Origin of the sequence: Paenibacillus sp. FSL H8-0122 (assembly GCF_038005345.1) — a bacterium.
Classification (GTDB): domain Bacteria; phylum Bacillota; class Bacilli; order Paenibacillales; family Paenibacillaceae; genus Paenibacillus_AQ.
In genome coordinates, this window is sequence record NZ_JBBOTB010000001.1 from 3,045,989 (window position 1) to 3,070,218 (window position 24,230).

Here is a 24,230-nt window from a genome sequence, read left to right on the forward strand (position 1 = left end):
TGGTGGTTCCTCCATACAAAAATAAGATTCCCCTGGCCAGGAGAACCTTATTATATACACAAACTATTAATATGTAAATTATAGCATAAATAATTTATTTTGTCAATGTTGAATATCACAATATTCCCTGTTCATCCTTGGTTTAACAAGCCCATTGGTCACTTTTTGGGACAGCCCCCTTCCCGTTAGCTCAGCCGGGCTCTGCTAAGATAAGCACCTGCTTCACTGAAGCTTGCGATCTCCCCGCTGCCGACAGCGGCACAGAGCGCCGCCCCTACCGCCGCTTCTTCAGCATGTTCACCAAGCTCAAGCGTTAGTCCGAAGGCTGCTTCGGCCTTGGCGCACAGGACCGGATTACTCCGCAGCGCATTGCCTGAGCCTATAAGGCGGCTGAATGTACCCGCGCCCTGCTGTTCCAGCTCTGCCAGGAAACCGCGCAGTTCATCTACCATTCCTTGCAGAAAAGCATGGGCCAGCCTGCCGGGAGTAAAATTCTCCAGCGTGATTCCCTCCACACTGCCGCGCTTCTCCGGGTCTGTTCTTGTCCCCAGAAACTGTGTATTCACCGTAAGTCTTGTGCTGGCGCTTCCCGGCACCTCTTCACTGAGCAGCCTGGACATCAGGGAATAGAGATCTGTCGGCGCTTCTCCGGTGTATGCGGTGATCAGCTGCCGGAAGAATCCCTCCAGCAGGGCATACGACTTGCCGCCGCTCAGGGCGGCTCCAACCATCAGCACCCCGCCGCCAGGGAACGGGCGTACCTCCATCGCGGAAGGAGCTTTGGCGCAGTCAGGCAACCAGGCCGAGAGCTGGCTCCCTGTGCCGATGTTCAGCAGTAGGGATTCTCCGGGCTGCGGCACGCTGCCCAGGAAGCTGGCCTGATTATCCCCAAGCGAAGTGTATACGGGAATGCCTTGTGCCGCGCTGCCGATTGCCGTCCCGGAGGGGACGACCTGCGGCAATAACGAAGGGTCGATGCCGGCCATACCAATCGCGTTTCTATCGAAATCCCCTGTCCCCAGACTGAAGCCCCCGATCCCCGCTGCCTGCGTTGCATCAATCAGCGGCACTTCACTGTTCACCAGCCTCATCGCAATATAGTCCGCAATTGTGCAGAAGCTGACTGCGCGCTCAGGGACAAGCTGCCCGGACACATTATAGTAATGGGTGGCGAGTCCATAGCCGGGAGCTACAATGTACCCGGTAAGATCACTGAACTGCTGCGCATAGGTAGGACTGTCCATCCCTCCGGTGAGCTGTCCCGCCCGTCCATCCTGCCAGGTATACAGCGGACCTGTTGCCCTCCCGCTTGTATCCAAATAGACAATGCCATGCATCTGCCCGGTTAAGCCAATTCCCGTTACTTCCGGCTGCTGCGCCAGCAGACGTTCAAGTATATGTTCCACCTGCTTCATAATCAATTCCGGGTCCTGCAGCCGCTCCCATTCCTGATTCAGCCTTATAGGCAGGCCCGCTTGTGCTTCCGTAATACTATACAGAATCGTACGTTTCTCCAGATCATAAAGCAGCCCGGAGATGGATGTAGTTCCTATATCTAGTCCGGCCATAATCATAGGCTCCATCCTCTTCCCTGTTGTATAGCCCAATGTTAAGCCTTCGCGAAGGATAGCGTCAACCGGGCGCATAAAACACTATGAAGCAAAAGATACTAGACCAGAGAAAAACAACTATACACGGAGGTACATATATGAGACTTCACAACAAAGTAGCTGTAGTGACCGGGGCGGCATCCGGGATGGGGAAGGCGATTGCCGTCCTGTATGCGAAGGAAGGAGCCAAGGTCGTAGTGGCGGATATTCATTTGGAGGCTGCGGAGACGGTGTCCGGTGACATTAAAGCTCGCGGCGGGGAAGCCCTGGCGGTACAAGCAAATGTTGCAGATGAGTCTGATATCCAGAATCTGATCGACAGTACAGTCAGCACCTACGGCACGGTAGATATTCTGGTGAATAATGCGGGGATCATGGATAACTTTGAACCGGCGGGTGATATTGAGGATGAGAGCTGGGAGCGGATTCTCGCCGTCAATACAACTTCGGTAATGCGTGCTACGCGCAAGGTACTGCCTATTTTCCTGGAAAAACAACAGGGTGTTATCATTAACGTTGCCTCGGTAGGCGGTCTGTTCGGTGCCCGTGCCGGTGCGGCTTATACAGCCTCGAAGCATGCGGTTATCGGTTTTACCAAGAACACCGGATTCATGTATGCTGCCAAGGGAATCCGCTGCAATGCGATTGCGCCGGGCGGTGTGGAGACCAATATTGGTTCAACCATGACCCATATCCATCCATTTGGCATGGAACGTACACAGCCGGGCATGGCGCTTAATCCACGGATGGGCCAGCCCGCAGAAATCGCACAGCTCGCCTTGTTCCTGGCTTCAGAGGAAGCAGGCTTTGTGAATGGGGCAGTCATTACCGCAGACGGCGGGTGGACTGCTTATTAATCTGAGGACCTAAAGCGAAATGAGGGGCACTATTGCGAAATAGCACCCTCATTTGCAACCTTTGGGCCGCATCAGGACTGGATGCTGCGGCGTCCCCATTTCAATTGTAATCGGTTTTTCGATTACATTTGGCCTACGCAGCGCGCCTAGTCAAATTGTAATCGGTTTTTCGATTACATTCGGCCTACACGGCGTTCCCAGTCCAATTGTAATCGGTTTTTCGATTACATTCGGCCTACACGGCGTTCCCAGTCCAATTGTAATCGGTTTTTCGATTACAATCAGCTCACGAGTCTCCGCCATGCCCGATATGCTCGGTTTTCCCTTATATAAAGGCCATCCCCCGTCACTCTGCGGGCAGATGGCCTCCTTGCTTATGCTACCTTTATCTCCTTCAGCCCCGCGCATCCTGCACCCTTATATTGCTCCCGAACAAGGTGGAATCACTCGTCAGCTTGTAGGCCGGATACCCGGCCTCTGCTTCGAGCCGCATCACGTCATCGAACAGCAATTCCTGCTGGCGGTCACACAGGAAGGTGAACGGCTCAGTCTGAAACACAATATCTGTCGGCGAAGGCTCGCTGACTACCCGGATCACTAGCACGCCATTACAGCCGCAGTCCTCCGTATCGTAGAACATTTTGAATTGCCCGGGCTTCCCGGCCAGACTCTGCTCCAGCCGTTCGCGGGTCATTGCATTAAGCTCAATCTGCATCTGTAATTTCTCCTTTCAGGGCCATCTGCCCGGCATGCTGTAACTGTAGGCGACAAGTATAGTCCCTAATCTGCGCAGACCCGTGTGACAGCAGTCACTAAGAATGTGAAAAAGTGACTTCCAGCGCAGCATGCCGCAGCAGCGATGTACTCTCCTCCCTGAATATAACACAGAAACAGGCGCTGCCATAACCCGGCCTGCGGCCCGGAGATGTGGGCGCCTGCCCTATTCCGCTTCACCCGATCTGCGAGCGTACAGTTTCCTCCAGATTCAGCAGCTCCGCTCTGACCTGGACCACCTCACCGATAATGATCATGGCCGGATTGCTGATCTTCAACGCGGCGGCGACCTTGTCGATATTGCCAAGCGTGCCGGTCACGATCCGTTCGCGCACCGTTGTTCCGTTCTCAATTAGTGCAATCGGGGTCTGCGGATCTTTGCCGTGTACCAGCAGCTCCTTGCAGATCTCCCCCAGCTTGCTTACGCCCATATAGATCACAAGCGTATCCACACCGTGGGCCAGCGCATCCCAACGCAGCGGCGAATCCTGGGTCTGGCAGCGGCTGCCGGTCACGATGGCGAAGGAGGCCGCCACACCGCGATGGGTCAGCGGAATGCCCGCAGAAGCGGCTGCGCCCACCGCCGAGGTGATTCCCGGAATCACCTCATAAGGAATACCGGCAGCGGCAGCGGACAACGCTTCCTCCCCGCCCCTGCCGAACACGAACGGGTCGCCGCCCTTTAGCCGGACCACGTGGCTTCCGGCTGCGGCATGGCGGATCATCAGCCGCTCTGTCGTCTCCTGCGGCATCGAATGCAGACCCGGCGCTTTGCCGCAGTAGATGCGTACAGCATCGACCCGGGCATAGTCCAGCAGCTCCTCATTCACCAGCCGGTCGTACAGAATCACATCGGCACATTGAATGCGCCGCAGCGCCTTCAATGTAATCAGCTCGGGATCACCCGGACCTGCGCCTACAATAGATATGCTGCCCTGCTTCATACGCTTTTCTCCAGGGCAGGTGTGCCCGGGAGCCCCGCCTCTCCGCGTCCCGGAAGCTCTGCTGCCGCAGTTGCTCCGGGTTTGCTGTCTTTTTGCGACCTGCTGCCTTTTTGCGATAAGTAGAATAGCAAGCCCGTGAACAACAGCCCGCCCGCGAAGTTGCCGAGCAGCACCGGAATGCCGTTCCAGATCCACCAGTCCGCCATAGTCACATTCGCTCCAAGCATCATCCCCGCGGGAATGACGAAGAAATTGACAACCGTGTGCTCGAAGCCCTGTCCGAAGAAGGTCAGGATGGGGAGCCACATGGCGAGGATTTTGCCAGAGGTGGATTTCGAGGTCATCGCCATCACCGCACCCAGCGTAACCATCCAGTTGCAGAGCATCGCCTTGATGAAGGCCAGTGCCAGACCCTCTGCCCCCAGACTCTGATAAGCCGTCGTCTTCCCTTCACTTGCTGTAATCAGTGTCTGCACCATGGGGTTCGACAGATCGGTACCCATCCTCGTAATCGTCAGCCCGTATAATGCAGCATAGACGGCACATCCGATCAAATGTCCGAGTATGACCCAGAAATAGTTCCCCAGCATGCGCCCGATCGTGGTCTTCTTCTCCAGTACGGCCAGCGGAATCAAGGCGAAGCTGCCGGTAACCAGCTCCAGCCCGAGTAGTATAATCATCACGAAGCCTACCGGAAAAAGAATCGCGCCCGCCATAGGGATCTTGGTCTGTGCCGCTGCGGTGAAGGCCAGTGTGGTAGCGCATGCCAGAATGGCACCGCCGAGACTGCCGCGGACAATGAGCTGCATGATGCCCAGTTCTGCTTTGGTTTTTCCCGCTTCAATCATGGAGCCCAGCACTTCGCCTGGTTTGACATAGTCCATTATGAATCCCCCTTTATACGTGTCCATGGATGAATGAATCAGATCGTTAAGTACAAGCTGCCTGTGGCGTGATCGACTTCCACCTCATAGGTGGTCACATGTCCCGTATCGGGGGCCTGCACCTCGCCTGTATGCAGCTCGATCCGCCAGTCATGGAGCGGGCAGTGCACCTTGGAGCCGCAGACCATGCCCTCCGAGAGCAGGCCGCCCTTGTGCGGACAACGGTTCTCCACCGCCAGCACCTCTCCGCTGCTTAGCCGGAACAAGGCAATCTCGGTATCGCCTACCCGTAATTTTCGTGATCCTTTGATATCTACCTCATTCAGGTTGCCGATTAGCAGCTTAGTCATTGTCATTTCGGTTCCTCCTTAGACCGTCTCGGGTAACGAGATCGCCTCAAAATTCTTGCGCAGCTCCGGGGTATTCACAATCTGCTTCCATGGATCGGTAGTCAGGCTAAGCGTCTTCTGAATCCTCTCCACCAGCGCCGCCCGTTCCTCCGGGGATTCCAGCGCCTGCTTGATGCTGTCCAGGCCCACGCGCTCAATCCACTGTGCGGTCCGCTCATTCCATCCGGCTTGCTCGCGGTAGTATTGCAGGAACGCACTTGCCCATTCCAGCACCTCATCATCGGTCTTCACTACGCAGAGCAGATTGGTCGCCCGGACATGAACGCCGCCGTTGCCGCCGACATGCAGCTCCCAGCCGCCGTCAATCGCCACCACTCCGAAGTCCTTGATTGTCGCTTCCGCACAGTTGCGCGGACACCCGGATACAGCCAGCTTCACCTTCCCCGGAGCATTCAGCCGTTCAAAAGCCTTCTCCAGCCGAATTCCCATCCCCAGCGCATCCTGGGTCCCAAAGCGGCAGAAGGTGGAGCCTACGCAGGTCTTCACAGTGCGCAGCGTCTTGCCGTAGGCATGGCCGGAGGGCATATCCAGCTCCTCCCACATCTTCGGCAGATCCTCCTTCTTCACGCCCAGCAGATCGAGGCGCTGCCCGCCGGTGAACTTGACCAGCGGCACATCGTATTTCACCGCGACCTCCGCTATCTTGATCAGCTCCGCAGGAGAAGTGACACCGCCGTAGATTCTCGGCACCACTGAATAAGTCCCGTCCTTCTGGATATTGGCATGGTAGCGCTCATTTGTATATCTGGATTCATTCTCATCCACGTATTCCTCCGGCCAGAGCATACCCAGGTAATAATTCAGCGAAGGGCGGCATTTCGGGCAGCCTTCCTCGTTATTCCAGGACAATACATGCATGACTTCCTTCACCGTGGTCAGCTTCATCCGCTTGATTTCGGCGACAATCTCATCCCGCCCGAGCGTTGTGCAGCCGCAGATTCCCTCCTTGACCGTAACGGCCGCCTCTCCGGCATAGAGCTGGAGCAGTCCCTCTACCAATGGCTTACAGCCGCCGCAGGAGGCGGAGGCTTTGGTGCAGGCTTTGATCTGGCCGACACTGGTGCAGCCGCCGGCGGTAATCGCTTCGGCAATGGTTCCCTTCGTGACTCCGTTGCAGCCGCAGATGATCTCATCATCCGGCATCCCCTCCAGCCGGTTGCCCTTGGGCGAAGCCAGCGCATCGGCCTCCAGGCCGAGCAGCAGCTCTTTCTCGCGCCCCTTAATATTCTCGCCCTTCTTGATCATCGAGAAGAGCTGCGCGCCGTCATTCGTATCTCCGAACAGGACAGCGCCGATCAGCTTATCCTCCTGGATGACCAGCTTCTTGTAGATCCCCTCCGTCTCATCCTGGAACCGGAGCGCCTTCGTTCCGGGCTGCTCGTTGTATTGTCCCGCTGAGAAGACATCTACACCAGATACCTTCAGCTTGGTCGAGGTGACTGAACCGGCGTAGCCCTCTGTGGGAGCACCTGCCAGTCTTTTCGCCAGCACAGCGCCTTGCTCATACAGCGGGGCTACCAGGCCGTAGGCAATGCCGCGATGCTCTGCACATTCCCCGACGGCGTAAATACCGGGCAGGCTGGTCTCCATATAATCGTTCACCACGATGCCCCGGTTCACCTCAATCCCGCTGCTGCGGGCAAGCATAACATTCGGCTTGATCCCGACCGCCATCACGATCAGATCGGCCTCCGCCATCTCGCCGTCTGCGAACAGCAGGCCTTTGACTCTCTTTTTGCCGAGAATAGCTTCCGACTGCTTCTTCAGCAGGAACTTCATGCCCTGAGCCTCCAGCTCTCCCCGCAGCATCCGGGATGCCGCCTCGTCCAGCTGACGCTCCATAATATACTCGTGAATGTGAACCACCGAGACATCCATCCCCAGATGCAGCAGCCCTCTGGCTGCCTCCAGTCCGAGCAGACCGCCGCCGATGACGAGCGCCTTGCTGTATTTTTGCGAGACGTCCTGCATGATTTGAGTATCCTTGATGTCACGGAAGGCAATGACGCCCTCCTTCTCTGTTCCGGGGATCGGCAGCATGAAGGGATTGGAGCCGGTCGCCAGAATCAGCTCGTCATACACGGCGGTAACTCCTTTATCCGTATAAACTGTACGTGCAGCAGTATCAATAGAAGTCACTGTGTGTCCCGTATATAAGGTAATATTGAAGCTGCGGTACCATTCGAGATCATTAATGACGATTTCATCCAGGCTTGCCCCGCCTGCCAGCACGGAAGACAGCATGATGCGGTTATAATTGGGATAAGGCTCTGCGCCAATAATTGTAATCTCGTACGCCTCCGGCGCCAATTTGAGCAGATGCTCTATGGCTCTGACCCCTGCCATCCCATTGCCGACTACTATCAGTTTTTTACGCTTCACTGTCATCTGTATCTCTCTCCTCTCCAGGTGCACAACAGAAATAGCCCGCTTCACTCCGCCCGGAAAAGATACATTTCCCGTAAGCGATATTAGTGAGAGCAGGCGCCATTGCCGCTTCAGCCGAATACATCGTTGTATTCGTGAATTGTTGAATTTGTTAAAACGACTATACTACAGCCGTCTACGATACGTCAATAATTATGACATATAAAATTTAATTAATTTAATTTATCGACAAGAATGCTGAATTCGTGTTATATAATATAACATATTCTATCCTGTAATTGGATTGCCAGCAATCATACAAGATGTCTCTATTCTTAGGCAAAAGGAGCGTCGTCCCCCATGCATTCCCTGTTGGTTATAGAACCTGCCGGAACAGAGAATCCCGCAGAAGCGCGCTCCTCTGGAGGCCCTGACCACATCCTAAGCTCTTGCGGCTATGTAGTAGGAACCGCAGCATCACCGGAGCAGGCCGCTCCGTTCATCGGCGACGCCGATGCCTTCATCCTCAATCTTCCGGTGACGGATATCAGCCACTGGAGATCCCTGCTGGTGCGGCAAAGGATCGCGCCGGTAATCTGGTGGTGTACCCCGCATACCGCTAACCTCTCCGTCTCTGCCTGCGGCGACGATATTATGGTGGACGGCATTCTGTCCCCTGCCATGAAGCCGCCGGAGATTCACTGGACGCTGCATTTCAGTGCCAGGCAATGCTTCGAGCGCAAGCAATGGTTGAAGGAACGGGAGCAGCTGCTCTCCCGGATTGAAGAACGCAAATGGATTGATATGGCCAAGGGCATTCTGTCCAAGGCCAAGAATATCAGCGAATCGGAAGCCTATGACCTGCTGCGCAAGCAGGCGATGAATGAACGCAAACGGATCGTCGATGTAGCAACCTCCATCGTCAAGGTCTACCAGATGCTGCAGGATCAAACTTAAGGAGAACACCATATGATTAATATTCTCAAGGAAGTTGCCCGCGGCAAACGCGGTGCGAAGGATTTAAGCTACGGGGAAGCCGAATATGCGGCTGAAGCCATACTCACCCAGGCTGCTTCGCCGGTCCAGATCGGCGCGTTCCTGATTGCAGAGCGCATGAAGCTGGAGAGCCTGGAGGAGCTGGAGGCTTTTGTGGCAGTCTGCCGTAAATACGCTTTCCGTGAGCCTGTTCACCAGGGAATCGACTGCGCCGGTCCGTATGACGGGAGAGTGCATTCATTCATCGCTACCTTCCCCACGGCCTTTCTACTGTCGGCCGCAGGTCTGCCGGTTACCCTGCATGGTTCAGCGGGCTTACCGCCCAAATGGGGCATTACGCTACAGGATATGATCCAGGCCAGCGGAGTGGATGTAGCCGGACTGAGCCGCAGCGACGCGGTTCATGCCGCCGAAGCCAGCGGGGTTCTGTTCGTGAAGTCGGAGCAGTGGTGCCCGCCGCTGGGGGAGCTTCGCGGACTCCGTGAGGACATTGGCATGCGGACGATTCTCAATACGGCGGAGAAGCTGATTGACTATTCCTGCTCACCGTTTATTGTATTCGGGATATTCCATAATACGGTATTCGACCGGATCTCCCGGCTCATTGTGAAGCTCGGCTATCAGCGGGGGCTGGTAGTGCAGGGTGTGGAAGGCTCGGAGGATCTGTACATTGACCGGCCGAACCGCGTATACCGGATTCAGGATGGAGCGGCGGAGCTGGATATCATTGACCCCGAGGCGCTTGGCTTGGAGGTGACACTGCCTGAGGAGCAGGAGTGGACAGCTCTGCGGCAGCTCCGTATAGCAGAGGAGGTCCTGCAAGGCGGCGGGCATATGGCCTACTACAACCAGACGCTGCTGAATGCCGCTGCGAGACTGCATGCCGCCGGGCGTGTGAATTCTATTGAGGAAGGCGTCTATACCTGTAAGCCTCTGCTGGATAACGGGCGGGCTTGGGAGACCTATCAGCGCTGGCAGCACGCACTGGCGGGCAGCAGGGTCGCTTCACTCGGGCAGGGATAAGAGTAGACGGCAGAGCCCGGCTTCTCCGTTCGCCAGTTCATTGAGGTGCACACAACCTTGTATGGCTGCCTCCTGGGAATTCGGGTGCACTTCTGAACCTCATTTGCCGCTTTCGGGTATATCTGGCGAATTCGGGTGTACTTCTGCACTTCATTTTCCACTTTTGGGTGTGTCTGGCGAATTCAGGTGCACTTCTGCACCTGATTTGCCGCTTATGGGTGCGTCTGGCAAATTCAGGTGCACTTCTGCACCTCATTTGCCGTTTTTCGGTGTGTCTGGCGAATTCAGGTGCACTTCTGCACCTGATTTGCCGCTTTCGGGTATATCTGGAGAATTCGGGTGCACTTCTGCACCTGATTCCCTACCTTTGGCTAGTTTATGCCCCGCGCAGCAGTAGCAGCTCTCGAATGTATTCGGTTTTCCGCACACATTCGGCCCACACGCCCTCGCAACCACTATTGTATTCGGTTTTCCACACACAGAAAAAAGCGTGCCATCCGCATTCCTGCGGTGCACGCTCTTTTCTGTTACTGCAAATGCTTTCGTTAATCCGTATGCAGCGCTCCCTGGGGCTTGCCGGAACCCGGGGTCCCGGCGGGCTCTTTGGCATTGCTTGTGCCGCCCAGCTTGAACACCAATATCCCGCCTACGATAATAAGCACGCCGATCAGCTGGTTGAACGAGAACGGAACCTTCGCCAACCCCAGCCAGCCCAGTGAATCCCAGAGCAAGGCGAAGCCGAGCTGGGCAGTTAGTACAATCGAGATGGCATAGGTGGCGCCAAGGATTCTGGTGGCCTGGACCAGACAGATCACGACCCCCACGCCGATCATTCCGCTTAACCAGTACCAGGGCTGCATGTGCTGCAGCGTGAACATGTTCTTCCCTTCCATAATCAGCCCCATGACGAGGGAAGCGGCGAAGCCCATGCCCAGCACCAGTGTAGTAGTTGACCAGGAGCCCGTGTGCTCATTAACCTTGGCGTTGAAAATATTCTGTAAACTGACCAGCGCCCCCGCGATCAGTGCAAGTACTAACCCTGTTAACATATCTCTTGTCCCCTTCGTTTAGAACTTCAGTACAACTACCCCGAGAATCATCATCCCGATGCCGATAAATTGCGGCAGCTTCATCTTCTGCCGGACGACTCCGAACCAGCCCCTGATATCAATGATAAAGGTCAGACAGAGCTGGGCAATCAGCAGCGCCGAGATCGTAAGCGTAACCCCAATGTTCTGAATGGCCGTCACCTCACTGAAAATCACGAAGGCGGCCAGACCGCCCCCGCTGATGTATAACGGATGCACCTTGCGGAAGCCGTGCTTTTTGCCGTCACGTACCACCAGTGCTATCGCTAACGCCATGATGAATCCGGTAAGCTGGGTAATGGTTGCCGCCTGCCACGTGCCGATATCCTGGCTGATTCTGGCATTGGCTACCCCCTGAAGTGTAATGCAGGCTCCGGCCAAAAATGCGAATATGATCCCTCTCATCTATCTCTCTCCTCTTTTTGCTTCTCTGTACTTATTAAAAGCCAGTTCGCCGGATTGGAAAAGGACATATGTCCTATTCGATAAAAGTGTGCTCGCCCCGCCGCCTGCATCGCCCTGTTAAAGAGACAACAAGCCCGTTCCAGGCCGGGTTCCGGCTCAAAACGGGCTTACTCTCTCTTCTATATTCAGGAGATGAGACTCATCTCCCGCAGCTTGTCCATGATGATGACGCTGACCGCCGACACGCGGTCTATATCCTTATAGGTTAACCAGGCCAATTCTTCGATTTCCGAAGCCGGGATAAGCTCGCCTGTGAACTCTGCGGTCAGGCAGGTCATCCGTACGAGGATACCTTCCGCTTTGCCATGTGCCGGGGCTTCGAAGCTTCCGAACTCTGCAATCGTCTCCGGCAAGATCTGAACAGACAGCTCCTCCTCAATCTCACGGATCAGAGTCTCTGCATCACTCTCACAGGGCTCACGCTTGCCGCCGGGGAAATAATAGGTGTCCTTGCCTTTGGAACGCGCGCCCAGTACCTTGCCATCCACAACATAGATCCAGGCTACCTTATCTATCACATTAGTCATTGTCAATGTGCACCTTTCCTTCGATGTTACGCTGAAACGGCACTGCTCTTTTAAGAACCGTGTACCCGTTCCTGCTTGCTGCTTGAATATGCATATGCGCTCCGGCCTCTTCCCAGGGCACAGCATAACCCTCACCCTTGGCGCAAAAAATAGACGCCGAGGAGTAGGCCGGGTCCGCATTTTTATTATAATTCCGCTGCTCCACCACCGCCCCGGTCTGGTGGCAGGGCTCATATCCGGCCACTCTGAGCGACATCGATCCCTTGCCCTGCGTCATCGCAGCCAGTCTCACCCCGTAATTCATGAAGCTTGCGGCCGGAACCGTGCCCGTGATCACGGCCTTGGACGGCGTAATATCCGGGGGATTGAAGCGGCCGCCGGCCTGCTGGATATCACTCATAACCTTTCCCACATCGTCCGGATCTATCCTAATCTTCAGGTCATAGACTGGCTCCAGCAGCAGATTCTCTGCCTGCTCCAGCCCCTGACGCAACGCGCGGTAAGCCGCTTCCCGAAAGTCGCCGCCGCTCGTATGCTTATTATGCGCCCTTCCCGTAAGCAGGGTGATCTTCAGATCCGTCAGCGGGGAACCCGTCAATAGGCCGTGATGGCCGCTCTCCAGCAGATGCTGCTCAATCTGATGCTGATAGCCCGCCGCCAGATCATCCGGGTGGCAGCGGTTAATGAAGGTAATCCCGCTCCCCCGTTCCCCGCCCTCAAGCATCAGATGAACCTCGGCGTAGTGGCCCAGCGGCTCGAAATGCCCGCAGCCATAGACCGTACCGGCAATAGTCTCCTTATAGAGAATCTCCGGCGCGCCAAATGAGATCTTAAGCTGAAACCGCTCCGCCACAATCTGCTCCAGAATCTCAAGCTGTATCCCGCCCATTACATGAATATGCAGCTCCTGGAGCTCTTCATCCCAGCTTACGTTCAGTGACGGATCTTCCGCGCCCAGTTGTCCGAAAGCATGTGTCAGCTCCTTCAGGTGCACGGGCGGCTTGAAGAGCACCTTGGATTTCAAGGTGGGAATAAGTCCGCTGCCCTGCGCGTCCTGAAGTGTGCCCACTCCCGCACCCGGAAGCACGGAGCTTAGGCCGACAACGGCGAACAGCTCCCCGGCGGCAGCCCAGTCAGCAGCGCTATAAGCAGTACCGTTGTACTTGCGGATTCCGGTAACCCGTTTGGATACTTGTTCTGCTTCGGGTCCATACGTCAAGAACTCGCGGTTCTTCAGCACGCCTTGAAGGGCTTTGATGTAGGTGATGCGGGTCCCTCTGGCATCGTGGCGGATCTTATAGACCCTCCCGGCAAAAGGCAGCCGATGATCGTACTCCGTGAACGTGAGCGCATCCAGAACCTCCAGAAATTCACCCACGCCCTGGTCCAGCAATGCAGAGCCCTGCATACACGGAAAAATCTCTCCGCGCTTCACCATAGATCTTAGCGCACTGCGGCAATCGCTGTCCGTCAGCATGCCTTCAAGATAAGGTTCCAGCAGCGCATCCTCGCGTTCGGCAAGGAACGATTTCATCTCCTCGGTCCACGCCGCTTCCGGCTGCTCCGGCAGGAGCAGAGCATCGCCGCTAAGGAGCTCCCGGATCTCTTCCAGGACACGTTCCGGGTCGCTGCCTGCACGGTCGGTTTTGTTAATGAAGAACAAGGTGGGAATCCGGTGCTGGCGCAGCAGCTGCCAGAGCGTCTCGGTGTGGCTCTCTACGCCCTCCACCGCGCTGAGAATTACCACTGCATAGTCCAGCACTTGCAGACAACGCTCCATCTCCGGGGAGAAATCGACATGGCCCGGCGTATCCAGCAGGAAATAGCGGGCATCCTTATAGGTGAACTCCGCCTGATCGGCGAAGACGGTGATCCCGCGTGCTTTTTCAATCTCATGGGTATCGAGGAACGTATCCTGATGGTCCACACGCCCCCTGCTGCGGATGGCTTCGGTATGGTAGAGCAGCTGCTCGGCGAAGGTCGTCTTCCCGGCATCTACATGGGCGAGCAGTCCGACAGTTATATTCATACAGTACCGCTACACCTCTCCACGGATATGCGGAACCACTTCTGACTGGTAAAAGGCAGCCAAGCGCTCCATATCCCCTGGGCTGAAGAAAGGTACATCCAGCGTGGCCAGATTATCGTTCACCTGAGCCTCATTCTTGAAGCCCGGAATCACACAGCTGACTGCCGGATGGTCCAGAATCCAGCGCATGGAGGCCTGTGCCATATTGCCGCGTCCTTCAGTGATCCACTCCAGCTTCTGCGCCAGTTCCACTCCTTTAACAAAAGGCAGCCCCGCAAAGGTCTCGCCCACATTGAACTGCTCCCCGTTCGCGTTGAACCTGCGGTGGTCATTCTCCTGGAAGGTACTGGATGCCGTAAACTTGCCAGTCAGCAGACCGCTGGCCAGCGGCAGGCGCACCAGGATTCCCGCCCCCTTGGCCGCAGCCTGCGGCAACAGCTCCTGTGCAGGTTGCTGGCGGAACAGATTGAAGATCACTTGGAGCGCCGCTACGCCCGGATACTCCAGGCAGAGCAAGCCCTCCTGGATAGTCTCTACGCTGACACCGTAGTGACGGATTTTACCCTCGGCCTTCAACTGGTCCAGCGCCGCGAACACACTGCCATCACGCAGAATCTCCATCGGCGGACAATGGATCTGATACAGATCAATCGCTTCCCGCTCCAGACGCCGCAGGCTCTGCTCACAGTATTCACTGATCCGGCGCGAGGAGTAATTCTCCGGGTCATGGATATCTCCGGCGCGGCAGAACTTCGTGGCAATATGTATCTCATCCTGCTTCCCCCGGGTCGCCTTGGCGAGCAGCTCCTCCGCATGGCCGCCGCCATAGACATCTGCCGTATCGAAGAAATTCACGCCCTGCTCCATCGCCGCCTCCAAGCCTCTCAGCCCGTCCTCATCCTTGCTGCTGCCCCAGTCCCCGCCAATCGCCCAAGTGCCAAAGCTGACCTCACTGACAGACAGACCCGTATTTCCCAGCTCGCGGTATTTCATCCTATGAACCTCCGTTTATGAGTTTGTGTGGAACCGTTCACAACTCTTCTTATTATGAAGGGTTTGGGCGGTCAGGTCCAGTTGACGGCCGGACTTCACTTCCCGCCTGCAATCTGGACGATCTGCTGAATCGTGCCGGGTACTTCATCGCTGTCGTTGATTACAAACAGATGCTCCGACTCACTCTCCGTTGGCGGCTCCGCCAATCCCTTCTGTGAATCCGCAATTTGCCGGGTCAGCACTACATCGAAGCTGTTTGATTTTCTAAGGATAGCTGTACTCCGCTGACTACTCGCTACACGCGAATACAGCACCTCATCAGGCAGATTGAAATATACCAGCACACTAACCAATCCCTTCTGGTGAAACCAATCCAGCATTCGCAGCCGGCCTTCCCTATTGGAGTTAGCGTTACACATGATAATGTGCTGCTCCGTCTCATGAACGGCATAATCCACTAACGTTCGGGTCAGAGCGTCCTTGAGCGTATTCGCCCCTTGCTTGGGCAGCAGACTTTCGTACCGGGTATTGATGATTTCAGCCAGATCATCCCGGTCAATAACGGCTGATTCAGGTAAGCACCGCTCTAATTCTCTGGCAAATGTGGTCTTCCCGCTATGCGTTTTACCGACTGTAAGGATTGCTAACCTCTTCATCAATACCACTCCTTAACGTTAATAGGTACTATCCTTCCATGACAAAAGCAAATACCGGATAACTCTCCACCGGCTCGAAACCGAGCCTTAACGCGAGCTTATGTGAAGCCGTATTCTCATGCGTTGTTTCCCATAAAGGAAGCATTCCCTGATCGAGATAGTGACTAATTAACGATGCGGCGGCGAGCGTAGCATAGCCCTTCCCGCGCTCCGATTCTGCATGAGTATCTACATCGATGAAGTACCTGTTATTCACGCCGAAGCCGTTATTTTTGCAAATGGAGACTACCTTATCCCTAACCTTCACTACAGCACCAGTGGCTGTCAGCCCAATGAACCCGTCCTGTCTTGCAGACCTATTATGCTCCGGTTGGGTGAGCACGGGAAATTCCTCGTAGGCGACAGATAGATCTCCCTCCAAGGGGATAGCAGCACGCTTGTTTTTCAGCTGAATGAATCGTTCGATATTGAACTCATAGACCGACTCCAAATGTCTGTCTACGCTCAGCCCGGCAATCTCAAGCGTCAATAGTTCCGTCCATGAATCACTATCTTCCGCATAGATCTCGAACCCTTTCTCTTGTCGCTGCTGGCAATCAGGCACAACTACCATCTGCAAAAAGCCCATCATCTTCAGCCGGTTGATCTCAGTACTGATATCTCCTGCAGCATACATCCATCTCCCCGTAGCCCATACCACAGCCAGTGTCGGCGCTTCCAAACGATCAGCAAATACCCGCCCGGGATAGTGCTCCAGCAGGACGGATAAGGCGGGAAGGCGGTGCTTTTTACCAGCATAAAGATCATAAACTGCAGCAAAATCCTCAGGTTGCAGCTCCAAAAGCTTATTCAACTCATTCACTACGCTTCCCTCCATGTATGTATCTCACTTTAATACCGCAACACCAGCACAAACCGCATCCCCCGCTCCAGCGGCTCCGCGTAAATATCGCCGCCCATCTTCTGCAGCAGCTGCTTGCAGATGAAGAGTCCGAGGCCGTTGCCCGGCTTGCCGTCCGCATTGGACCCGCGCCAGAAGCTGGTGAAGATGTGGGGCAGCTCGCTCAGGAGCAGCGGCTCTCCCGAATTCTCGATCACAATCAGCTGGTGGTAATCCTCCTCACGGAATGTAATAGAGATAGACTTGCCGTCTCCATACTTAATGGCATTCTCAATGAGATTATTGAGTACCTCATGCAGCCGTTCTTCGTCCCCAAGCAGCAGCTTGTCCTGATAAGCACCTGCCGTGAGCTCCACCTTCAGCAGCTCCAGCCGCTCCTTATGGCTACGGATGACCTTGCCGACCAGCCCGCTGATATAGAACTCTCCCGGAACCACCTCTATATTCTGCAAAGAAGAGACGGAAGCAGTGATGATCCCGCCGATCAGCTGCTCCATTTGCTCTGCTTGCTGACCAATCAGCCGGGCCGCCGATTGCCGCTTGACTTCGCTGTCATAGAGGCAGTCCGCTAGGGCGCTGGCGTAGAGCCTGATTGTGGCGACTGGGGTTTTGAGCTCATGAGAGAGGGACGCGACCAGCGTCTGGCGGTCTTTTTCCAGGCGGAGATTCGTCTCTCTCTGGGCATCGAGTGTCTGCCGCAGCAGGTCCAGCCCCCAGACGAACCGGCCGAAGAACCGGCTCTGGTGCTCCTTCATGCCTATGTTCAGCTGCCCCCGGGATAACTCGTAGGGAAGCTCCTGCAGCGTATGGAACGGCCGCAGAATCTGCTTACGGATGTAGAACAGCAGCACCATAACCGCTCCAAGTGCCGCCAGCAGGAACAGATTCAGCACCAGAAGCGCCTGAACATCCGCCGCGGGCATCCGGTAAGAGAACCTTAAGTATCCTGTGATATGCTGGTCCGCATACAAGGGCTTGATCATGAACTCACTTGCGTCCTCCACCCCGATACCGGCAAAAAAGCGCTGTACCTCATCCGGCCCCGCTTCCTTCCCGATCCAGCTTAAGCCGTTCACGTAGGTGTACCGGATCTGATTCGGCTGCAGTTCCTCCAGAGGAATTCCGCGCTGCACCTGCTCATAGATCCGGCCTACCTCTACCCTGTAAGCCTTTCCAGTCGTCCCTGTCTCCCTGTAGGATACATATCCATTCAGAGCCGCTATGAACGTCAGACCGAGAAGTAATGTCCAGAGCATCAGCCTGTTAAATGCCTTCATATTTATATCCCACTCCCCAGACGGTGACGATGCGTCTGGGCTCTTTGGGGTTCTGCTCGATTTTGTCCCGCAGCTTGTTCATATGTACGGTCAGTGTGGACGGCTCACTGAAGCTGTCTGCTCCCCACACCTGCTGGAACAACCACTCTTTGCGCAGCGCCTTGCCTTTGTTGCTCATCAGCAGCACCAGAAGCTCGTACTCTTTGGCCGTCATCCCGAGCGGCTGGCCGCTTCTATACACTGATCTTGCAGTCTGGTTCACTGTAAGTTCGCCATCGGTCAGCAGCAGCTTGTTCTCGTTCATCTCATAGCTCCGCCGCAGATGCGCCTTGACCTTGGCCGTCAGCAGCGGAGCCGAGAAGGGCTTCTCCAGGTAGTCGTCTGCTCCCAGCTCAAGTCCGATAATCTTGCTCTCATCCCCGTGACGTGCGCTCATGATCAGAATCGGCAAATTGTACTTCTCCCTGGCGATTCTGCATACGGCGAAGCCGTCCAGCCCCGGCAGCATAATATCGAGCAGCAGCAGCTTGACAGCACTCGTCTCCAAGTAAGCCAAGCCCTCTTCCGCAGAGGCCATACTGCATACAGAATATCCTTCCACCTGCAAAAAATCCTTCATCACCTCTGCCAGCTCCGCATTATCCTCAATGATCAGAATGTCCGCCACGCCTCTCTCCTCCTGCTGCTTGCAGCTTCCTACCAGCCCATCTCCATCAGCCAGCCGGTCAGGCTGCGTTCGCGTTCCCTCGGGCCTTGTTCCGGCATATATTTGCCCAGCACATGCTCGCCCTGAATATTGCCATCCACCATATACATCACCTTATCACTCTGCGCGGCTACCTTCACATCATGTGTAACCACCATCAGCGTTGTTCCTTCCCGGTTGATCCGGCAGAGCTCGGACATGACTTCCTGTGCAGCTTTGGAATTGAGCGCACCTGTCGGCTCATCGGCGAACAGCATTGCCGGCTTGTTGATGAGCGCCCGGCAGATGCAGGCCCGCTGCAGCTGTCCGCCGGACACCTCTGTAATGTCATGGCCCGCCGTCTCCATAATGTTCAGCTTCCGCATCAGCTCATCGGCGTATTGATTCACCTCGCTGCGGCTGCGTCTTTGCCCGTTTCCCTTGCCGCTCAGCGACTGATAGCCTGATAGAATAATATTATCATAAACGGAGAGATTGCTCAGCATATGCATCTGCTGGAAGATGAAGCCCATTTTGTGCAGCCGAAGTTCAGCCATGCCCTTCTCGGAGAGCTGGGAGAGACTCTCCCCGTCAAAAACCACCTCGCCCGCAGTAAGCCGGTCCATCCCGCTGATGGTATAGAGCAGCGTAGACTTGCCCGAACCGGACGGCCCCATGACAGACACGAACTCTCCTGCATGAAGCGTGAAATTGATATTCCGCAGAACATTATTCTGAACTTTATTGACGATATAGGTCTTGCATAGGTTAGTTACTTCAAGTACTGCTGCCATTTCGCCACTCCTTCTTTTCTTTTTAAATATAAGCCTATTCTTTATTCATGTTCCATATCTGCACACGCTTGATCTGGCCGCAGCTGGTGTACACTGCCAGCATAACCACGGCCAGGATCAACAGTGGATACAGCAGATAGACCTGAAGCGGAATAATATTCAGCCGGAGGCTGGTCAGTCCGAAGATCCGGAAGATGAGACCGAGCAGGCGGCCGCCAAGGGTATTCGCAGCGATGACGCCCAGCACCAGCGAGACGGAAATAATGATCAGAATACGCAGCGCCTGCCACCGCCGGATCGCGGCATTCGTGAAGCCAATGCTTTTCATGACAGCAATGCCGTAGACCTCCTTCGCAATCATGAGTCTGACGAATAGACAGGTGATGAAGAACGAAATGAGGCAGATGATTGCCGTAAGCAGCCCATTGATGCTGTGAAGCTGGCCCATGAAGCCGCCTGTGATCTCTTCCAACAGTTCGAGCGAGGTTTTGATGCCTTGCTCCGGGAACTGCTGTTGAATCTGCTTCATTATTCCTGCCTTTGCTTGCTCTGGGGCATGGAGTTCGCCGGAGAACATGTAAGCGGGTATTGTCTTCAGCTCATAGTCCCGTGCAATCCAGACCGCGTACCCTTCGTTGGAGATACTTTGGAACAGTCCGCTGATCATGAAGGTCCCCTTAACCCCGCCGATTTCAAAAGTGATATGGTCGCCCACCCGCTTCCCGTATTTCCCGGACATGATGGTCGTAATCGCAATTTCATTCTTCAGCAGCGGGGCCGTTCCCTCCAGAATCTCAACAGACCCGTTCTGATCATTCTTCTGGCCGTTGATCCGCCGGTTGGCCTGCCCGTTATCGGAGATATATTTGGTATTTACCGTATAATTCGCTGTAAACGCGACCTCGAAGCCGTGATCCTTCAGCCGCTTGGACAAGAGCGCCTTCTCCTGCTGGATCTGCTCTACGGATTTCTCTGCCACTACGGTTGGGCTATAAAAATCCGCACCAATCGTCCCGAAATATTCCAGGAACTTAGGTGTCACAATGGTATTGGTCAGATTGACCGGAATTAGGATGATCGCCGAGCTTAAGATCAGGGTCAGGATGAGCGACGTATAGCTCTTGAGCCGGTTCAGCACATCGCTCAGCGCGAGGAAGAACGGGGGCGGGAGGAAACGGCTTGTATGTAAATGAATGCGCCGGGATGCCTTGAAGCGTTCGCCGGTCTGGCCTTGCCGGATGGCATCGATGGCCGATGCCTTGTTAATCTTACGCATGCAGAGTAAGCAGAACAGCAGAATGAATGCGATCATGACTACCGTGCTAAGCGCCGAGATCATTATATTGATGCTGCCTCCGGGCAGAATCATATACTGCGAGGTTTTGCGGGACATCAGCGCAGTCAAGGGGAGACTGATGCCGAGTCCGAGGACACCGCCGAGACAGGCCAGCCCTGTATATTTTGTCAGGTAGAGCTGCTTGATCGCCCGGTTCCTGAACCCGATGGCCTTCATAACGCCAATCTCCTTGTATTCATCCTGCAGGGTGGAGACAATGGTGAAGCGCAGGGTCAGAAAGGCAATCAAGATCAGGAACACGCTAATCGCAAACATCATGGCTGAGATGATCCGGTCCGTCATATAAGTCATCTTAACCAGCGCCTTATCCACCTCGAAGCTGATGGGCAGATCACTGTTCGCAAAAGAAGAAGATATCTCCGTAGATGCTACATCCGGTGCCGCCACGAAGCTCCATAGATTCATCCGTTTATCTTCGGGCACCAGCTTCTCTATTTCCTTGAAATCCTCTGTTGACAGCATGAGGCGCTTCAGTCCAAGCAGATCCGCCCCCATGAACGCATCCTTGAAGTAACCGTTCACCGTGAACGTTCTCGTAATCTCACCGAACTTAAGCTTCAGCTGCTCTCCCGGCACGATACCGCTGCCCAGCATCAGGCTGGCCGGAAGACCGATCTCCCCCGGGCGAAGCGAATATCGCTCATTGTCCTCACCGAAGACCAGGTTCACCTGCTCAGGAATGGCGGATAACACGAAGCTTACATTTCCCGCGAAGCTCCTGCGGCCTTCAGGCATCGTAACCTGATTCAGGAAGAGATTGAGCTGCCGTTCTGTATAAGCTGTCTCTACCTTCTTTTCCTGCTTGACCCAATTTTCTACTGCCGAGTTATAGCCGGGGTCATTGGCCAGCGTGATATTAAGATCCGCAACCTTGCTGGCTTCAATGAAGCTGCCCAGAGCGCTGGAGGTCGAATACATCAGGCTGGAGCTGCTTGCGGCTAGTGTGGAGGCCAGGATGATGAGGATCAGCAGAACGGTATTCATCACCTTTTTGCGCCGCAAATCCTTTTTTAAAATAGTCAGGAACACGTTTATAATCTCCCTTCGTCAAGCTCTGTCCTGATTATAATCCGGCAATTATTAAATAATCCTTAAGTCGGTCTAATCCTTGTTCAACCTACGGAAACAGCAAAAAGAGCTACGGAATAAACGCTCCATAGCTCCTTACTTGCCCTACATCAGAATTGTTCTTTGGCAAAATTGTAAAATGCCAGTGCGCCTTCCCAGGAAGGGAATCCGGCCTGAGCCAGCTTGTCGCTGCCCCCGCCCTTGCCCTGGTATTTGCCCAGATGAGCCTTGAAGAAGGCACCGCATGAGAAATCCGCAGATCCGCTATTCGCGAGCACCGCCTTATTCTCCGCCGCACTCAGCAGCAGCACCCGAAGGTCGGTCAGCGCCGTCAGCTTCGCTGCAAGACTCTGCAAGTCCTTAAGTGTTCTATCTTCCGAAATATGCGCGAGCACCCGACTTCCTTCTTCCATGGATGCTAACAGCTCCCGGGCCAGATAACTGTCGTTCTGCTCCTTCACCGCAGCCAGCTCCACCATCAGCAGCTTCTGCTCCTGCTCCCATTTGCCGATCCGGTCCATAATCTCTTCCTTGCCGGTATTGAACTTGACGGACAACTGGCTGATGATCTGAACATGATCGTTGAAGGCGGCAAGTGCCCGCCCCCCGCACAGGAAGGTAACCCGCACATGGCCCTTCTGCTTCTCGGACCTCAGCAGCTTAATCATCCCAATCGACCCGGTCGCCGCGACATGGGTTCCCCCGCAGGCATTGTGCTCCACGCCTTCAATCTCGACAATCCGGATATCCTCTGTTACCTTAGGAAGCTTCACCAGCGGCAGCTTGGCCATTTCCTCTGCGGTCACGAAGTAGCTGGTAATCGCTAGATTCTGGTAGATCTTGCGGTTCACCTCCTGTTCAGCCTCCGCCAGCTGCTCCGCTGACAGTTCCTGCAGATCAAGATCAATCGTGGCATACTCACTCCCCAGGTGGAAGCTGACGGTCGCCGCCTGATATAACTTCAGGAATACGGCGGATAACAGATGCTGGCCGCTATGCTGCTGCATATGGTCGAATCTCCGTGTCCAGTCGATTGCGCATTCAACTTCAGTCTGCCCGGGAAGCTGCGCTACCTTATGCAGCACCTCCTGATCCTCCAGCACCACATCCAGTACAGCAATCCCACCGATGGTTCCCGTATCGCAGGGCTGTCCGCCGCCGTGCGGGTAGAAGGCCGTCTCCGCCAGCGTCACATAGATCCCGTCTTCACGCTCTATCGCCGAAGTAACGATAGTGCTCCATTCTTTTATATAAGCCGAATCATAATATAGCTTCTTGGTCATCCCTTAAGCTCCCCCTTCGCATCCGTTACAGGTCCGAAGAACTTCTCCATGACCACGTAATCCTTGCCGCCTTTGCTGAACACTTCATCGGTTGGCTGCATGCCGAATCTCTTATAAAAGCCTGCCTTGTAGGTTCTGGCATTACAGAAAATCCGCCGCACCCCCGCCTGCTCCGCCTCCGCAAGAACCGTCTTCAGCAGCTTACTGCCATAACCCTGGCCCTGCTCCAGCTCCAAAGTAGCGAACTTGCGGAATTGTGCTTCTGTGCCGTTGACGAACAGAGATAACACCGAGACCAGCCGATCCTCAAGATACAGTCCGTAATGCTTGCCCTGGTCATCGTCCGCAAGCTTAATGTAATCCGGCTCACGCTCAGGCCACATCACTTCATGCCTAAGCTTCCATGCTTCTTCCTTATGTATAAGCTTGATCTCCATCTCATCCACTCCATTAGTTGTGCTTAATGCATCGTATCCCATATTTGCTTGCCGATCAATATGACAGTAACTGTAATGAATAACGGGCGAATATACGCCGCCCCTTTGCGGATAGCCATCCTAGAGCCGACAATGGCTCCAATCACCATCGGAATCCCCAGAATCAGCCCGTGGGTGTAGCTGACAGAGCCCAGGGCAATGAACGTAAGCAGGCTTGTGATATTGCTGGCGAAATTCAGGATTTTGGCGTTACCTGCGGCGGTGACAAATTCAAACCCCATCATCAGAAAAGCGAAAATCAGAAACGATCCCGTTCCCGGGCCGAAGAACCCGTCATAGAAGCCTATAAGCAGCGCAGCTAGGATTCCCGCCATACGTAATTTACCGTTGCTGGCAGAGAAGGTGGAGACGTCTCCCCAGGCTTTTTTGAACAAGGTGTAGATCGTAATGACGATCAGCATCACGATCACCAGCGGCTTCAGGAACTCGGAAGGCACCTGACGGACAGTCAGCGTTCCGGCCATCGCGCCAATGACGGATAACGGGATGAGGGTGCGGACCAGCTTGAAATTGATTTTGCCGGAACGCACGAACGAGGCGGTGCTGGTCAGCGAGCACATCGATCCGGCCAATTTGCTGCTGCCAAGCAGCAGGTGAAGCGGTATACCTACCGACAGCAGGGCCGGAATCGCGATCAGACCGCCGCCACCCACTACCGAATCAATGAATCCGGCCAGAAATCCGCATACCACCAATATAAGAACCATACTGAGCGTCCAGTCTTCCATTACTGCGCCATTCCCCC

General features: G+C 54.9%; 24 protein-coding genes. 3 read left to right on the plus strand and 21 right to left on the minus strand.

Annotated features, from left to right (window positions below; all coding sequences use genetic code 11):
* Positions 1-185: 185 nt before the first annotated feature.
* A complete protein-coding gene (locus NSS64_RS13280; protein ID WP_341140421.1) occupies positions 186-1,568 on the minus strand; it encodes a sedoheptulokinase in 1,383 nt (460 codons plus the stop codon).
* A 140-nt stretch (positions 1,569-1,708) separates the two neighbouring features.
* Here NSS64_RS13280 and NSS64_RS13285 point away from each other — a divergent pair, with 140 nt between their 5' ends.
* On the plus strand, positions 1,709-2,467 hold the full coding sequence (locus NSS64_RS13285; protein ID WP_341140422.1) for an SDR family oxidoreductase: 759 nt from the start codon (positions 1,709-1,711) through the stop codon (positions 2,465-2,467).
* A 150-nt stretch (positions 2,468-2,617) separates the two neighbouring features.
* Here NSS64_RS13285 and NSS64_RS13290 read toward each other — a convergent pair whose 3' ends face one another.
* From NSS64_RS13290 to nirB, 6 genes are all read right to left on the minus strand, one after another.
* Positions 2,618-2,875 carry a hypothetical protein gene (locus NSS64_RS13290; RefSeq protein ID WP_341140423.1) on the minus strand — a complete coding sequence of 86 codons (258 nt, stop codon included), beginning with the start codon at positions 2,873-2,875 and terminating at the stop codon, positions 2,618-2,620.
* Positions 2,862-3,182, minus strand: coding sequence for an iron-sulfur cluster biosynthesis family protein (locus tag NSS64_RS13295; protein ID WP_340940926.1), 321 nt, complete (start codon positions 3,180-3,182; stop codon positions 2,862-2,864). The genes NSS64_RS13290 and NSS64_RS13295 overlap by 14 nt, the downstream gene beginning before the upstream one ends.
* Before the next feature lie 235 nt (positions 3,183-3,417).
* Positions 3,418-4,185 (minus strand): uroporphyrinogen-III C-methyltransferase, encoded by a 768-nt coding sequence (cobA, locus tag NSS64_RS13300; RefSeq protein ID WP_341140424.1) that lies wholly within the window; start codon positions 4,183-4,185, stop codon positions 3,418-3,420.
* Positions 4,182-5,069, minus strand: a complete 888-nt coding sequence (locus NSS64_RS13305; RefSeq protein WP_341140425.1) for a formate/nitrite transporter family protein — start codon at positions 5,067-5,069, stop codon at positions 4,182-4,184. Before NSS64_RS13305 ends, cobA begins: the two co-directional genes overlap by 4 nt.
* A 38-nt stretch (positions 5,070-5,107) precedes the next feature.
* Positions 5,108-5,419, minus strand: a complete 312-nt coding sequence (nirD, locus tag NSS64_RS13310; protein WP_076086655.1) for a nitrite reductase small subunit NirD — start codon at positions 5,417-5,419, stop codon at positions 5,108-5,110.
* 18 nt (positions 5,420-5,437) lie between these two features.
* A complete protein-coding gene (nirB, locus tag NSS64_RS13315) occupies positions 5,438-7,867 on the minus strand; it encodes a nitrite reductase large subunit NirB (RefSeq protein WP_341140426.1) in 2,430 nt (809 codons plus the stop codon).
* Positions 7,868-8,206: 339 nt separating this feature from the next.
* Between nirB and NSS64_RS13320 the strand changes: the two genes are divergently transcribed.
* Positions 8,207-8,803, plus strand: a complete 597-nt coding sequence (locus NSS64_RS13320; RefSeq protein ID WP_209990328.1) for an ANTAR domain-containing response regulator — start codon at positions 8,207-8,209, stop codon at positions 8,801-8,803.
* Positions 8,804-8,815: 12 nt separating this feature from the next.
* Complete coding sequence (locus tag NSS64_RS13325; protein ID WP_341140427.1) at positions 8,816-9,865, plus strand: anthranilate phosphoribosyltransferase; 1,050 nt, start codon at positions 8,816-8,818, stop codon at positions 9,863-9,865.
* 545 nt (positions 9,866-10,410) lie between these two features.
* Here NSS64_RS13325 and NSS64_RS13330 read toward each other — a convergent pair.
* The 14 genes from NSS64_RS13330 to NSS64_RS13395 form a co-directional block, all read right to left on the minus strand.
* Positions 10,411-10,914, minus strand: a complete 504-nt coding sequence (locus tag NSS64_RS13330; RefSeq protein ID WP_340940935.1) for a DMT family transporter — start codon at positions 10,912-10,914, stop codon at positions 10,411-10,413.
* Between the two features lie 18 nt (positions 10,915-10,932).
* Positions 10,933-11,358, minus strand: a complete 426-nt coding sequence (locus NSS64_RS13335; protein ID WP_036693966.1) for a DMT family transporter — start codon at positions 11,356-11,358, stop codon at positions 10,933-10,935.
* Positions 11,359-11,543: 185 nt separating this feature from the next.
* On the minus strand, positions 11,544-11,945 hold the full coding sequence (locus NSS64_RS13340) for an NUDIX hydrolase (RefSeq protein WP_341140428.1): 402 nt from the start codon (positions 11,943-11,945) through the stop codon (positions 11,544-11,546).
* A complete protein-coding gene (locus tag NSS64_RS13345) occupies positions 11,938-13,974 on the minus strand; it encodes a translation factor GTPase family protein (protein ID WP_341140429.1) in 2,037 nt (678 codons plus the stop codon). The genes NSS64_RS13340 and NSS64_RS13345 overlap by 8 nt, the downstream gene beginning before the upstream one ends.
* 9 nt (positions 13,975-13,983) lie before the next feature.
* Positions 13,984-14,967 carry an aldo/keto reductase gene (locus NSS64_RS13350; RefSeq protein WP_341140430.1) on the minus strand — a complete coding sequence of 328 codons (984 nt, stop codon included), beginning with the start codon at positions 14,965-14,967 and terminating at the stop codon, positions 13,984-13,986.
* Between the two features lie 95 nt (positions 14,968-15,062).
* Positions 15,063-15,623, minus strand: coding sequence for an AAA family ATPase (locus NSS64_RS13355; RefSeq protein WP_341140431.1), 561 nt, complete (start codon positions 15,621-15,623; stop codon positions 15,063-15,065).
* 28 nt (positions 15,624-15,651) lie between these two features.
* Entirely contained in the window at positions 15,652-16,485 is an 834-nt protein-coding gene (locus NSS64_RS13360; RefSeq protein ID WP_341140432.1) for a GNAT family N-acetyltransferase, read from the minus strand.
* A gap of 29 nt (positions 16,486-16,514) precedes the next feature.
* The gene (locus tag NSS64_RS13365; protein ID WP_341140433.1) at positions 16,515-17,801 is read right to left on the minus strand and encodes a sensor histidine kinase; all 1,287 of its coding nucleotides are present in this window, start codon (positions 17,799-17,801) and stop codon (positions 16,515-16,517) included.
* Positions 17,788-18,468, minus strand: coding sequence for a response regulator transcription factor (locus tag NSS64_RS13370; RefSeq protein ID WP_036693973.1), 681 nt, complete (start codon positions 18,466-18,468; stop codon positions 17,788-17,790). The genes NSS64_RS13365 and NSS64_RS13370 overlap by 14 nt, the downstream gene beginning before the upstream one ends.
* A gap of 29 nt (positions 18,469-18,497) precedes the next feature.
* Positions 18,498-19,280 carry an ABC transporter ATP-binding protein gene (locus tag NSS64_RS13375; RefSeq protein ID WP_341140434.1) on the minus strand — a complete coding sequence of 261 codons (783 nt, stop codon included), beginning with the start codon at positions 19,278-19,280 and terminating at the stop codon, positions 18,498-18,500.
* Positions 19,281-19,314: 34 nt separating this feature from the next.
* Positions 19,315-21,666: an ABC transporter permease gene (locus NSS64_RS13380; protein ID WP_341140435.1), complete on the minus strand. Its 2,352-nt coding sequence runs from the start codon at positions 21,664-21,666 to the stop codon at positions 19,315-19,317.
* 149 nt (positions 21,667-21,815) lie between these two features.
* Positions 21,816-22,988 (minus strand): alanyl-tRNA editing protein, encoded by a 1,173-nt coding sequence (locus tag NSS64_RS13385; protein ID WP_341140436.1) that lies wholly within the window; start codon positions 22,986-22,988, stop codon positions 21,816-21,818.
* Positions 22,985-23,425, minus strand: a complete 441-nt coding sequence (locus tag NSS64_RS13390) for a GNAT family N-acetyltransferase (RefSeq protein ID WP_341140437.1) — start codon at positions 23,423-23,425, stop codon at positions 22,985-22,987. Before NSS64_RS13390 ends, NSS64_RS13385 begins: the two co-directional genes overlap by 4 nt.
* Positions 23,426-23,448: 23 nt before the next feature.
* Complete coding sequence (locus NSS64_RS13395) at positions 23,449-24,213, minus strand: TSUP family transporter (RefSeq protein ID WP_341140438.1); 765 nt, start codon at positions 24,211-24,213, stop codon at positions 23,449-23,451.
* Between the last annotated feature and the right edge of the window lie 17 nt (positions 24,214-24,230).